This is a genomic window from Staphylococcus sp. GDY8P131P (genome assembly GCF_017891975.1).
Lineage (GTDB): Bacteria > Bacillota > Bacilli > Staphylococcales > Staphylococcaceae > Staphylococcus > Staphylococcus nepalensis.
The window spans coordinates 81,704-94,943 of sequence record NZ_JAESKF010000018.1 but is presented as its reverse complement, the minus strand read 5'-3'; the positions used below and the strand labels follow the sequence as shown (position 1 = coordinate 94,943).

Annotated in this window: 14 protein-coding genes and 2 tRNA genes; all 16 read right to left on the bottom strand. The window is 31.9% G+C overall.

Annotation, left to right across the window (positions count from 1 at the left end):
* Positions 1 to 130 precede the first annotated feature (130 nt).
* A tRNA-Gly gene (locus KA894_RS12560) sits at positions 131 to 204 on the bottom strand.
* Between the two features lie 32 nt (positions 205 to 236).
* Positions 237 to 319, bottom strand: a tRNA-Leu gene (locus tag KA894_RS12555).
* A 371-nt stretch (positions 320 to 690) separates the two neighbouring features.
* Positions 691 to 1,143 (bottom strand): SprT family protein, encoded by a 453-nt coding sequence (locus KA894_RS12550; protein ID WP_119488169.1) that lies wholly within the window; start codon positions 1,141 to 1,143, stop codon positions 691 to 693.
* The gene (locus KA894_RS12545) at positions 1,136 to 3,286 is read right to left on the bottom strand and encodes a Tex family protein (RefSeq protein WP_096808820.1); all 2,151 of its coding nucleotides are present in this window, start codon (positions 3,284 to 3,286) and stop codon (positions 1,136 to 1,138) included. The genes KA894_RS12550 and KA894_RS12545 overlap by 8 nt, the downstream gene beginning before the upstream one ends.
* Before the next feature lie 148 nt (positions 3,287 to 3,434).
* The gene (gene sigB, locus KA894_RS12540; RefSeq protein WP_096808819.1) at positions 3,435 to 4,205 is read right to left on the bottom strand and encodes an RNA polymerase sigma factor SigB; all 771 of its coding nucleotides are present in this window, start codon (positions 4,203 to 4,205) and stop codon (positions 3,435 to 3,437) included.
* Positions 4,180 to 4,662, bottom strand: a complete 483-nt coding sequence (gene rsbW / locus KA894_RS12535) for an anti-sigma B factor RsbW (RefSeq protein WP_096808818.1) — start codon at positions 4,660 to 4,662, stop codon at positions 4,180 to 4,182. Before rsbW ends, sigB begins: the two co-directional genes overlap by 26 nt.
* Before the next feature lies 1 nt (position 4,663).
* Positions 4,664 to 4,990 carry an anti-sigma factor antagonist gene (locus KA894_RS12530; protein WP_096808817.1) on the bottom strand — a complete coding sequence of 109 codons (327 nt, stop codon included), beginning with the start codon at positions 4,988 to 4,990 and terminating at the stop codon, positions 4,664 to 4,666.
* Between the two features lie 68 nt (positions 4,991 to 5,058).
* On the bottom strand, positions 5,059 to 6,102 hold the full coding sequence (locus KA894_RS12525; protein ID WP_242692998.1) for a SpoIIE family protein phosphatase: 1,044 nt from the start codon (positions 6,100 to 6,102) through the stop codon (positions 5,059 to 5,061).
* 294 nt (positions 6,103 to 6,396) lie between these two features.
* Entirely contained in the window at positions 6,397 to 6,759 is a 363-nt protein-coding gene (locus tag KA894_RS12520) for a type II toxin-antitoxin system PemK/MazF family toxin (protein ID WP_096808815.1), read from the bottom strand.
* A complete protein-coding gene (gene mazE / locus KA894_RS12515) occupies positions 6,756 to 6,926 on the bottom strand; it encodes a type II toxin-antitoxin system antitoxin MazE (RefSeq protein WP_096808814.1) in 171 nt (56 codons plus the stop codon). Before mazE ends, KA894_RS12520 begins: the two co-directional genes overlap by 4 nt.
* Positions 6,927 to 7,013: 87 nt before the next feature.
* Positions 7,014 to 8,162 carry an alanine racemase gene (alr, locus tag KA894_RS12510; protein ID WP_103373224.1) on the bottom strand — a complete coding sequence of 383 codons (1,149 nt, stop codon included), beginning with the start codon at positions 8,160 to 8,162 and terminating at the stop codon, positions 7,014 to 7,016.
* 115 nt (positions 8,163 to 8,277) lie between these two features.
* Positions 8,278 to 8,628, bottom strand: coding sequence for a holo-ACP synthase (acpS, locus tag KA894_RS12505; RefSeq protein WP_096808812.1), 351 nt, complete (start codon positions 8,626 to 8,628; stop codon positions 8,278 to 8,280).
* Positions 8,629 to 8,690: 62 nt separating this feature from the next.
* Positions 8,691 to 9,173 (bottom strand): PH domain-containing protein, encoded by a 483-nt coding sequence (locus KA894_RS12500; RefSeq protein WP_108909235.1) that lies wholly within the window; start codon positions 9,171 to 9,173, stop codon positions 8,691 to 8,693.
* A complete protein-coding gene (locus KA894_RS12495) occupies positions 9,166 to 10,671 on the bottom strand; it encodes a PH domain-containing protein (protein ID WP_115342035.1) in 1,506 nt (501 codons plus the stop codon). Before KA894_RS12495 ends, KA894_RS12500 begins: the two co-directional genes overlap by 8 nt.
* Positions 10,664 to 11,143: a PH domain-containing protein gene (locus KA894_RS12490; RefSeq protein ID WP_115342034.1), complete on the bottom strand. Its 480-nt coding sequence runs from the start codon at positions 11,141 to 11,143 to the stop codon at positions 10,664 to 10,666. The genes KA894_RS12495 and KA894_RS12490 overlap by 8 nt, the downstream gene beginning before the upstream one ends.
* A 343-nt stretch (positions 11,144 to 11,486) precedes the next feature.
* A complete protein-coding gene (gene cshA / locus KA894_RS12485) occupies positions 11,487 to 12,992 on the bottom strand; it encodes a degradosome RNA helicase CshA (protein WP_096808808.1) in 1,506 nt (501 codons plus the stop codon).
* Between the last annotated feature and the right edge of the window lie 248 nt (positions 12,993 to 13,240).

Genomic DNA, 13,240 nt, shown 5'->3' with positions numbered 1-13,240 from the left:
TTAGCTCATAAAATACTAATTTGTGTTATCAATAACACGTTGTTTTTGAATCAACATTTAATGTTGAATTCGGAATTAACGTTGACATATTGCAAGTCAGTTTTCAATGTTCATTTTAAATATTTCCTATTGGAGCGGGTGATGGGAATCGAACCCACAACATCAGCTTGGAAGGCTGAGGTTTTGCCATTAAACTACACCCGCTTATTTTATTAGAATCAGATAATGTATTTTGATGCGGCCGAGAGGACTTGAACCTCCACGGGATAAATCCCACTAGGCCCTCAACCTAGCGCGTCTGCCATTCCGCCACGGCCGCTCGGTTGACACTACGATGTTTAGTTCATCAAGATAACGTATTTCATTGTAATATGTTTGAAATGTTTTGTCAATAACTTTTTAAAATTTCTTTTACAAAGTTAACAACTGAAGTATTTGTTTACGTATGATTTTCGCAACGTTTTATATCTTATAATATAAACTACATATCGTCAATGCGTTCGCATAATAAAAAAGAGTAAAAATAATCATTTAAAGTTTTTATTTATATATATACACAAATTTCATATAAATATTACTTTGGTATTCAGGTAAAGCTCTGAATTTTATTAAAAATTAAGTGAAAAGTGAAAAAAGAAAGCTGAATTCATGAAATACAATCAGCTTTCTTTTTTCATTTGAAATGCGTAATTAACGGAATTTTATTTCTACTAATTTCCCCTTACACTGTCCACAAACCATTTTTTCAGTATTAACTTTTCTTATCCTATTAAATTTTAAGTTACAATTAGAACATACATACGTATATCTAACTCGATCTTCGTAATTTTCTATAGCGGAGCAAAATCTTGGCGCCCCAGTTTGTGTGCTTAATATTTTAAAGTCTTTATCTTTGTGTTTATACCCTCTTCCTTGTAGATGAAGATGGTAATGACATAATTCATGTTTAATAATATCTTCAATAGCCTTTTCCCCAAACTTATTATACTGTTTAACATTAACTTCTATATTATGCGTATTTAATATATAACGGCCACCAGTGGTTCTAAGTCTTGGGTTGAAATAAGCTTTATGTTTAAAAGGTCTATTAAAATAAGATTTAGAAATAGACTCGGTCATTTGTTGTAAATTTAAATTATCCATATGGATCAATCATTGTCAATGAAACTTTACCTTTTTTATCATCTATATCTAAAATCCAAACATCAACGATATCTCCTACACTCACAATATCCATCGGGTTTTTAACAAATTTCTTAGAGAGTTTTGAGATATGCACTAATCCATCTTGTTTAACACCAATATCGACAAATGCTCCAAAATCAACCACATTTCTCACAGTACCACTCAATTTCATATTAGGTGACAAATCTTCAATTGATAATACATCTGATTTTAACATAGGGGTGTCGAATTCATTCCGCGGGTCTCTATTTGGAGCAATTAATGATTTAATGATATCTTCAAGCGTTGGTTCCCCAATATTTAGTTTTGTTGCCATACTCGATAAATTTATATGATTTAAAGCTGATTTCAATTCGTCATTACCTAGATCCTCAACTTTGAAACCTATTTCCTTTAATAATTGGTAGGTTGCATCATAACTTTCAGGGTGAATGGATGTATTATCTAACGGTTCACTACCATTGATGATTCTTAAGAAACCAATACTTTGTTCGAATGTTTTAGCCCCTAATCGTTTCACTTTAGCAATATCTTTATTGTGTTTAATCGCACCATTTTCTTCTCGATAAGTAATAATATTCTGTGCGATTGTCGACGATAAGCCTGACACATATTGTAAAAGTGAACGTGACGCAGTATTTACATCAACACCTACCTGGTTAACAGCTGTTTCCACAACAAAAGTTAAAGCACCTTCCAATGCTTTTTGATTTACGTCATGTTGATATTGGCCTACGCCAATTGATTTCGGGTCAATTTTCACCAACTCACTTAATGGATCTTGCACCCTTCTTCCAATAGATACTGCACTACGTTCTTCTACTTGGAAATCTGGAAATTCTGAACGAGCAACCTCGGAAGCAGAATATACTGATGCGCCAGCTTCATTTACGATAATAAATTGTGCTTTCATTTGGTGTTTTTGAATCATTGATGCTATGAATTGTTCTGTTTCTCTACTTGCCGTTCCATTACCGATAGCAATTAAATCAACATCATAATGGTTTACAAATTGAACAAACGTTTTTTCTGCCTCTTCTTTTTTATTTACTGGTGGGTGAGGGTATATCACCCCTTTTGCAATAAATGTACCAAAGGGATTGATTACAGCTAATTTACATCCTGTTCTAAACGCCGGGTCGACACCCAATATTTGTTTACCTTTCATCGGCGGTTGTAATAAAAGGTTTCTTAAGTTTTCACTAAATACATCAATAGCATGGTTTTCAGCTTTTTCTGTTAAATCTCCTCTTATTTCCCTCTCTATCGAAGGCATGATTAATCGTTTTAGACTATCCTTTATCGCGTCTCCTACAACATTTGACCCTTCATGTTGATATGTTATTTCATTTTTACGAATAAAATTCTCGATACCTTGTGTGTCCATCTCTATCTTTGCTGTTAATACTTTCTCTTTTTCACCACGATTTATCGCTAAAACTCTATGGTTGGCAATTTGTTTGATTGGTTCCGAATAATCGTAATACATAGAAAAAATTTCTTTCTCGTCATCGGCATTCTTTTTCTTTTGAGTTACTATTTTACCATGTTGGAACGTATCTTTAAGAATTTTCGTTCTATACTTAGGAGCGTCTGATACTGATTCAGCTATTATATCTTGTGCGCCTTTAATTGCTTGTGCTTTATCTGTTATTTCTTCATTTAAAAATTGCATTGCTTTTTCTTCAACTGACATATCCAATTTCGATTTTCTAAGCCATTGTGCAAACGGCTCTAAACCTTTTCTTTTTGCTTCAGTAGCTCTTGTTTTCTTTTTTTGTTTATAAGGTCTGTATAGATCTTCTACTCTTTGTAATTTGGTTTGTTTCAAAATATCGCTTTTTAACTCTGTAGTTAAAAGACCTTGTTCTTCTATATTATGTATGACTTCTTCTTTTCTTTTTTGTAGGTTAACCATGTATTGATATTCATCATCAATTTGTTTGATTTCTACTTCATCTAAACCACCAGTTTGCTCTTTACGATAACGAGCAATAAACGGTACTGTATTTTTTTCTTCAAGCAATGATAATACTGCATGAATTTGTTGGCTTGAAAATTTGTATTTTTCTTTTATAGATTGTATTAAATTACTATCCATAGTATCCTCCACTCATAAATAAAAAATTGATTTACGCTTTATTATATTCTAACATACAACGTTATCCCCTTGCCTTTTAATAATACTCAACCAAACATTAATAAAAGCAGAATCCCGGGTTTGGAATTCTGCTTTGCGAACATGCATTTTATTTATTTGCTGCTTCTTGAAGTTTCTTGATTGCTGTTCTTTGTAAACGAGATACATGCATTTGACTTAAACCTATTCGTTCACCTGTTTCCTTTTGACTTAAACCTTCAATAAATGTACATTGTATAATTTCTCTTTCACGTTCAGTTAAAATAGGAAGTATTTTCTCTAAAATCATTCGTTTTTCTGTTAAATCATAATTATCATCTTGCTGACCCATAATATCTAATAATGTAACAGTGGAGCCATCTTTATCCGCTTCAATAGAATGATCTACGCTTAATGCATTATAACTTTGTCCCATTTCCATGGCTTCAAGCACATCTTCCTCGTTTACTTCCAGCCGGTTAGCTATTTCAGCAATAGAAGGTGAACGCTCTAACTCATTAGTTAATTCATCAGTGACTTTTTTGATACGCGGTCCAATCTCTTTAATGCGTCTTGGAACATGTACACTCCACGTTTTATCACGTAAATAACGCTTTATCTCACCAATGACAGTTGGTACTAAAAAGGCTTCGAATTTTCTATCGAAAGATAGGTCGAATCGGTTAATCGCTCCAATTAAACCAACCATACCAACCTGAACGAGATCTTCGTGATGAGATTGGCCTTTTGAATACTTATAGGCCAATGATTCGATTAACTTTTTATAATGTCTAACAAGTTTATCTTGTGCATCGGTGTTTTCATTATTTTGATGCTCGAGTATCCATTGGTTTATTTGTTCAGGTGATACGTCATTAACTGATTTCGACTCTTTCGCCATTATTTCGCACCTGCTCTTTTTTAATATACTTAATCATGCTAATTGTTACACCAGAATTTTTATCTACTGTAACTTCATCCATTAAAGATTCGATTAAAAATAGTCCAAGACCTCCTTCTCTAAGAAAATCTATATTTTCATCTTCTTTATATGGTCCTAGCTTTGCTTTCGTTTCTTCGTAATTAAAGCTTTCTCCTTGGTCAGAAATTACAATTTTAATTTTATCATCAAAAATTTCAAAACAAAGGTTAATCATGCCTACCTCTGTGGCGTCATCTTTATATGCATGTTTCACTGCGTTCGTTACTGCTTCACTGACTGCGATTTTTGCATCTTCTATATCATCATATGAGGCACCAGCACGTGAAAAAACCCCTGATAATGTTAAACGTATTAAACTTACATATTCGGCTGAGGCTGGTAAGCGCATTTCAATATAATCCTGTTTAAGTTGCATGTTATTCGACCTCCGTTCCTTCATTAACATGCATCAAATCTTTCAACCCAGTTATATCAAATAATCGACTTATTCGATCTGAAGCACCTAAAATATATAATTCTTTATCATTCTGGTTTAAAGCTTTCAACGTTCCTACAAATAGTCCTAAACCAGTTGAATCCATATAACTAACATTTTCTAAATTAACATATATATCATGTGTTCCTTCTTGTCTCATCGGTACTAATACTTCTTCCAATTCAGGAACAGTATAAACATCTAATTCTCCACCTACTTTGACCTCATAATGAGTATCATGTGTTACTGTTTCAATATTCAGATTCATAAATTACACTCCTAAGCATAGTTTCATTAATAACCATTATACCCTTTAAGTTTAAAAGCTAATCTTATCTAATTGACTCTTTTTATAATTAATATTGTTAAATCGTCTCTTCTATCTGGATTTTGGATTTTTAAAATCGCCTCATATAAAAGTTGAACGATGTCTTGCGGGTGCATATGTTTATATTTTTTTATCATATTTAAAAGATAATTTTTATCTAAAAAATCACCAGCTTCATTTCTAACCTCAGTGACACCATCCGTAAATATGATAACTAAATCATCTAAATAAATAGGTATCTCTTGTTGTTTATATCTTGTTTGTTGGCTTACACCTAATACACGTCCTCTAACACTGATTTCTTCAAATTCTTCAGTTTCAGCTCTATAGACATAACCAGGTTCGTGACCAGCAGAACTACAATATAAGAGATGATTTAATTCTTCATATAAACCATAAAACATCGTCACAAACATATTTTGGTTTACGTTTTTTTCAACTACACGATTTAGCCGCTTAAGTCCATCACTTGGTAATTGCGAATGTCCATATGAATCCATTCCAAATTTAATCATACTCATCGCTAACGCAGCGGGTATACCTTTACCTATGACATCTGCAACAGCGAAACTCATCGTGCCATCTCTATGATCTATTAAATTAAAATAATCACCACTTACTTTTTGTGCTGCTACTGAGATTACACCGATTTGTATACTGTCAAATTGAGGAATGTCTGTCTTAAGCATAGTTTGCTGTAAACGAGATGCTAAGTCAATCTCTTTATCATGATATTGCAATCGATCTACAAGTCGCTGATAGTCCCTATAATTATATCCAAACCCTTTGACTACTTCTTTAAGTATATTAAAGGTTTTAGAAATTTGTTCATCATTTAAATCTAACGCTTTGACATAATTCTTATGAATTTCAACAATATCTTCTGGCAGTAAATCTTTTCTTTTTACTTCTTCTGTAAAGCTCTCGCACTTTTTTAATAAATCTGTTTCATTAACTGCATGTAAACTTTCGTCAATTAGCGCTTTATATTGATTTTTGAATTCTTTCACTCGGTATTTCCTCCTCAAAATGCAAATATAAATCGCATACATCGGTTTTAACATAAAAATGTTTTATTATATGTATGTGTTTAAAATTGTTAAACAAGCTGTACAATTTAATTTCTATTTAAAGTAAAACACCCTCGAATTATTTATTTATATCGAAAAAAGCTTTAGGATAACCTAAAGCTTTTCAACTTAAACATCCTATTCAAAGATATGTGATTACAAACGCATCATTTGTTATCTCTTTTCTATGTACAAATAATCTTATAATTAAATGCTTGTTGCATGTATAGAGAATTGATGTCTATAACTCGCTATTTTATTACGTTTATTTAAGAATTATGTTCTATGATTTCTAATATTATGTAATCCTAAGCTAATATCTATAGCATTATTTACCTCTTGCATTTTTTCATCAGATAAATATGTTAATTTCTCTTTCAATCTGTTTTTATCTAAAGTACGTATTTGCTCTAACAAAATAACAGAGTCTTTGTCGAGTTTATACTTGCTTTTTTCTATTTCTACATGTGTAGGTATTTTAGCCTTATTAATCCTACCAGTAATTGCAGCTACAATTACGGTAGGACTATATTTATTACCAGTATCATTTTGTATAATGACTACGGGTCTTATTCCCCCTTGTTCAGATCCCTGTACTGGTGATAAATCAGCTAAATAAACGTCGCCTCTTCTCATCATTCATTGTTATGCTTAGAGCTAATGTAGACTTCATTGCAATCGCAAGCTTCACATTCAAATGGAAATGCTTCCGCCGCAAGGGAGAGATTCAAGTCAGCCATTTGTGAATAGCCTTCTTTTAAAAGTTGTTCAATACTATGATTTCTGTTTTGATTAAAACTTGCCATGAATAAAGACCTCCATGTGACTAAAATAGAATATATTGAGATTTCTTGTTAGATATATAATAACAAATTTTAAATACAGTGACTATACTATTTTAGTAATTCATTAAGGATTTCTAGGTCTTGCGTTCCATAATAAATACGTGGCAACCTTCTATTCAAGCGACATAGCACTTCATAATTAATTGTTTTTTGTTGACGTGCCAACGCTTCCACAGATTGTTGACTATCCGGATGATGGTCCATTAATATCACTTTATCACCCATTTGAATTTCTTCTGGAATTTTAATAATTATTTGATCCATACATACTTTTCCGATAATTTCACATTGCTGCCCGTTCACATTTACGTGGAAACCGGACATGATTCTTGGGAAACCATCAGCATAACCAACAGGTATGATACCTATTTTAGTAGGTTCATCTGCGGTATAAATACTACCATAGCTAACGGATTCTCCTGGTTGTAAAATTTTAGTTTGCACAATTTCGCTTATCCATTGTGCACTTGGTTTCAAATGTACTTTTACATTATCTTTTACATATTGTGAAGGATAATAGCCATATAGTGATATACCAATTCTTACTGCATTACAAAATTGGCTATCTTTCATTAAAGCACCTGCTGAATTTTGTGAATGTATATACTGTGGCTTTTCTTCTTCGTTTACAATGGATTCAAATAGCGTTTGTTGTTTAATCATAGATTCTCCTGGTTCATCTGCGCAAGCGAAATGCGTAAACACACCCTCAAACACTAAATGGTCACAATTGTTAATCAACTCGATGATTTCTTTATATTCAACTACATCTTTAATACCTAACCTGCCCATGCCTGTATCAATTTTGACATGTAACCACAAGACCTTCTCATTATCTTCTGGTATTTCTTCTAATGCTTTAATTAACCATTCTTTTGAAGGCACTGTAATTGCTACACGGTGTTGTATGGCTTTATTTATGGTATATGTAGGAATTACACCCAGTACTAATATTTTAGCATCTATCCCGTGCATTCTTAATTCAATCGCTTCATCTAATGTAGCGACCGCAAAAAAATCTGCACCATTACTCATCAAATGACGTGCGATTTTCAAACTCCCTAAACCATAACTGTTTGCTTTAACTACTGGCATCACGGTTTTACTAGGATGTAATTTTTGAAAAACTTGAAAATTTGCAACGATTGCATTTAAATCTACGTTTAAATAAGTTGATCTATAATACTTATCAGACATTAAATGGAACCTCCATTTCAAAAATAAATTTGCCGATTATATATAAAACTCATTTTATAACAATTCTAAAAAAATATTCAAATCTTATATTCTAATCATTGATTAAAAACTCACTTTATTTTTCTATGATAACCTGGCTCATGGCATAATGCTCTGTATGAGAAATACTTACATGCACTTTGAATCCGTCATAATGGATACAAGGTTTGCCTCGTTCGTCATTAAAGCAATCTATTTCATTTAGCGCAATAGATTTACCAAGCCCAGTCCCTAACGCTTTACTGAAAGCTTCCTTACAAGTGAATCTACCAGCTAAAAACTCTATTTTCCGTGCTTCATTATTAAATTGGTTAAAACGCTTTTGTTCATTTATAGATAGCACCCGTTCGATAAGTTTGTCTTGCCTTTGATAAATCTTTTTGATTCTATCGATTTCTATTAAGTCTACACCGACACCATGTATCATAAGCTACTCCTAACTTTCTATGCCAAGTTACTTTAATTTATAGGGAAATGCCGTTATTGATTTTATTGCATAGAATTATTACTATTTTTAATTGCTTGTTTTAACGCATATGCTTTGTTTTTATCTATTAACTTTATCTCAGTATTACCTCCAGCTGTCGATAAAGTCAAACTCGTTAAATTATATTTTCTCATTATAATACCTTCATGTGTATCTACATTTTGAATCCGAAATAACGGTATATTTACAACATTAATAAACCACAAACCATTTCTAACAGTTACTTCTTGATTAACTAACTTATATCTAAATATTTTATATCGATAGATAGGTATGATGAGGCACCCCATGATTAAAATAATTAAGATAATGACTGTTCCAACTATCCATATCCAAAACATCATTTTAGAACTAATAAGATGTAACCACACTTGGTTCACAACAGAAACGATAGCTAAAATGATGATAAAAACTGCTACACTAATTAAAGATGAAAGTCGTATGACTGTTTTTCCAGATGGATGCATATAATTATAATCATTCATCAATATCACCCCTCAAATACCATTTCTTTAATGCTTTCACGTTTTTATCTTCACTATATTTCAATCCTATCTCTGCATTTCCAGCCGCTTTTGCAATTATAAAATTAAAATTTGCTAAGTTACTACGACTTAAAAATGGATTCTTTGTAATTTGCATACCTAATAATTTATCGTGTTTAAAATACGTATTTTTAAAGCCAAACATAGTTACATTACGTACAATCATTTCATCACCATTTAATTTGAATCCTGATGATTTTATAACAATAATGCTATGTAAAATCATTAATATAATAACGAAACTAGCGACAGCAAAAGACCAAGCAGACCAATAATATGTCGCGATTGCAGCCATAATGATTAGAACGAGCGATTCTCTCCAAAAATATCTATGACACCCACGCCAAGGCATACCAATTTCAGGTTTATCAAACATCATACTTGGAATAAGGTTTCTAATAATTTTAAAAGCTTTTTCTCTTTTAATAAATGGCAGAATCATGACATTACCTCCAAGACTTACATCATCTTTATCCGTACTTCCCATATCACTTGTAATAACAAAATGTATTGAGGTATAACCGAATAATTTTCTTAGAAATGATTGTCGCTCAACGACTGCTTGGACCCTATCAGTAGGTACAGTAATACTTTTGACGTTAAACAAACCATATTGGATATTTAACTGATTACCTTGCTGTGTCACTGTATAATTAAAATTTCTGATAATCTCGATAATTGTCCCAAAAATATAACTTAGTAGGATAACAAGTGCAACAATTATTAATACAACCATAAACGTGGCTTGAAAAACTTGAGAGAATGTATCAGTAATTAAGTGCCAAGGTATAATATCATTCAATGCTACAAATATCGGTGAAAGCGTTGCAAAAGCTACACCGATAACGCCACTCGTTAATGCCATAAATAACAATTCTTTGAAAGTTAATTTATATACATCTATAGATTGCGATTTGTCTTCAAATGTTTCCTCTTCTTCCTGATTTGTAAATGATGATTCTGTTATATTCACTTCAGGATTTTGAGCAAGGCTTTGTTGTTTTTCTTTTAACGTTTGTTGAATAAATTCACTTTGTGCTTTGGATACTGTATCTAATTCTATGCCATCACTCGGAGTTTTAATTTGCAATTTAACCCCGCCTACAATTTGATTAATAATCCCTTGTGATGTATCTAATGTTTGAATTCTACGTATATTTAATTCCTTTCTTTCCTTAGTGAAAATACCAGTAGCTAAAATAAAATGATCGTTTTCTATCCAATAGCTTGTATTGTAAACCTTTAGTATCTGAAGGATAAAAGATATTAAAAACAAAACAGTAACAATTCCAGGATATATATATGAAGTGTAATCAGAAAAGTCAAAGTTACGTAAATTAAATACTAAGAAAATAATAATTAAAATGATATTTTGTTTTAACGCCTCTATTATTCCAGTTATGTAAGATATAGGATGTAATTTTTGAGGACTATACATCATAATCAGCTCCACGTAAAAATTCTAAAATATTACTTTCAAATGATTCAACCTCTGTCGTTAAGAGAAGCGGGAAATCAACTGTGTGACCTGCAGTTTTTAACGATAGTTTGTCTAGAAATAATCTTTTTAACAGAGGATTACTTTTTCTTTCTAAAAATTGCGTACGTTCAAACTTAACAATATCATTCTTCTTAAAAAAGAAACCTGTCTTAATTTCAATATAATGGTCCATCATCCTATAAAATGTATATTGGTATTTTAACCATGGTTTTACAATTACATATAAAACATCAAATACAATAGCAGTAATAAATATATAAATCAAAAAGTGCCACCATTCATAATGATTCCATAAAAATATTAGCATCGCTATCACAGCCAAACTAACAATTAATTCAAAAACTTCTACTATGTAATAATAGCTAATGGCTTGTTTGGGACTACGCCTAAATTGTGGGTCGTTAGTCATGCTTACACTCCTTCTTAGAATTTTCAATTCATTATAACATAGCTACTATATTTGCTACATTAATGATTCAATAGCGTAAAATAAAAATTGCGTTGATTTAATATGATAAAGTCGACTGAAGGGCTTTAATACTTGGTCCACATCTTTTCTATTACAATCAATATGCCATTATTATATTCAATATTGAAATATTAATGTATGTCTCGTCTGCAACTTAAACTATATTGCTATTTGATGTATATAATAATTTAAAAATGACGTTTAATCATCCTATTCCGCGTAAAAAAAAATCACTCCAAAAATTGGAGTGACTAAACCTAACGTTCATATATGATAAAGTATATTATTTTTTGTGGTCTGCGAATGTGCGACCTTTCATTGATTTCTTGTTATTTCTATCTGCTGATCTATCATTTTTCTTTTTATTGTTGAATCCGCCTTTTGAACGACGGTTTTTGTTGTCAAATTTATTTCCACGTTTGTGGTTGTTGCCACCACGTCTAGGGCCTTTACTTTGGCGACCTTTACGAGATAATGGTTTTTCAAATGTAAGTTGAACATCAACTTCATCATTTGATTCTACAAGCTCTTGTAGTAAAGATGCAACTAAATCTACATCATTATATTCTTCAATTAATTCTGTAGCAATACGTTGTAATCTAGGTTCGTTCTCTCTAGACATCCATTTTTGAACCTTACCTTTAATATCATTTTCACGTGCTTTAAGCACTTCTTTACGATGAGGGGGTCTTAATGCTGTCATTTGTCGTTTGTTAGCTTGTTCGATTTGTCTGATATAATCCATTTCGATTGGGTTAACAAAAGTAATCGCTACACCTTTTTTACCAGCACGACCTGTACGTCCAATTCTATGCGTATAGCTTTCCGTATCTTGAGGGATATCAAAGTTATAAACGTGACTCACGCCAGAGATATCAAGTCCTCTTGCTGCAACATCAGTTGCAACTAATATATCTAATTGGTCGTTTTTAAATTTCTTTAATACTTCTAAACGTTTAGCTTGTGTAATGTCACCGTGTAAACCTTCAGCTTTATAGCCTTTTGAAATTAATGCACTTGTTAATTCATCAACACGACGTTTCGTACGACCAAATACAATGGCTAATTCTGGTTGATGTACATCTAAGAAGTTTGTAAAGGTATCAAATTTCTCAAGTTCTTTCACAATTGTATAATATTCATCAATTTGTGGATCTGACATCTCATTATTCATTGTTTTAACAATGACTGGTGATTTCATAAATTGTTGAACTAAAGTTTGAATTGCTTTAGGCATTGTAGCTGAAAATAGCATTGTTTGACGTTGTTCAGCTGGGATTTTATCCATGATAAATTTCATGTCATCAATAAAGCCCATATTCATCATTTCATCCGCTTCGTCTAATATAAGCGTATGAATATCATTTGTTTTTAATGTGCGACGGTTTAAATGATCAATTACACGTCCAGGTGTTCCTACAACGATTTGGGGACCTTTTTTAAGTGATTTGATTTGGCGATCTATTGGCATACCACCAAATACAGTTACTACTTGCACATTTTGTCCATTAGCAAAAGCTCTAAGCGATTCAGCTACTTGCATAGCTAACTCTCTTGTTGGTGCTAGGATTAATGATTGAACCCCTTCTCGATTCGCCACTTTTTCAATAAGTGGAATACCAAATGCGCCTGTTTTTCCTGTACCTGTTTGCGCTTGACCAAGAACATCCTTACCTTCTAAGGCAAGAGGGATACTCTCTTTTTGTATAGGAGTGGCTTCATCGAACCCCATAGATTGTAGGGTTTCTACCGTTTTATCTGAGATCCCTAATTCTTTAAAATTTTGCAATATAATTCTCCTTTATTTATCTGTATTTCTATACATATATGTTCATCTAAGTTTCTTCAACTTCTTTATAGTACCACCTCAAGTATATAATCGCAATAAACCAAATTTGTTAAAATAACATAACCCTTAACATTTATAATCATATTCTGCTCAGAAAACACTGTAATATATAGGTTGTAAGCGTTTAATTTTATTTTCTGGTATTTATTTTATCTTTCGAAAAAAAATTGTTAATTTGTTTATATAGT